Origin of the sequence: Pseudomonas sp. Pse1 (assembly GCF_024519635.1) — a bacterium.
Lineage (GTDB): Bacteria > Pseudomonadota > Gammaproteobacteria > Pseudomonadales > Pseudomonadaceae > Aquipseudomonas.
Window position 1 is genome coordinate 1 of record NZ_JALJRO010000070.1, and the last position, 699, is coordinate 699.

Sequence of the window (699 nt, forward strand, 5' to 3'; positions counted from 1 at the left end):
CGGCATCCGCGTCGGCATCAGCATCAGCATCAGCATCAGCATCAGCATCAGCATCAGCGTCCGCATCGGCATCGGCGTCGGCATCGGCATCGGCATCGGCATCGGCATCGGCATCAGCGTCCGCATCAGCGTCCGCATCCGCGTCGGCATCGGCGTCGGCATCCGCATCCGCATCGGCATCGGCATCGGCATCGGCATCCGCATCCGCATCAGCGTCCGCATCAGCGTCCGCATCGGCGTCGGCATCAGCGTCCGCATCGGCGTCGGCATCCGCGTCGGCATCAGCATCAGCATCAGCATCAGCGTCGGCATCGGCATCGGCATCGGCATCGGCATCAGCGTCCGCATCCGCATCGGCGTCGGCGTCGGCATCCGCATCCGCATCGGCATCGGCATCGGCATCGGCATCGGCATCGGCATCAGCATCAGCATCCGCATCCGCATCCGCATCGGCATCGGCATCGGCATCAGCATCGGCATCGGCGTCGGCGTCGGCATCAGCGTCCGCATCGGCGTCGGCGTCGGCATCCGCATCCGCATCGGCGTCGGCGTCGGCGTCGGCGTCGGCGTCGGCGTCGGCGTCGGCGTCAGCATCAGCATCAGCGTCGGCATCCGCATCCGCATCGGCATCGGCATCGGCATCAGCATCAGCGTCCGCATCGGCATCCGCGTCGGCATCAGCATCAGCGTCGGCGTCGG

Annotated in this window: 1 protein-coding gene; it reads left to right on the top strand. The window is 67.8% G+C overall.

Annotated features, from left to right (window positions below):
- Nucleotides 1–699: hypothetical protein (locus NR126_RS29140; protein ID WP_256832486.1), on the top strand; the 699-nt coding region annotated here is incomplete at both ends.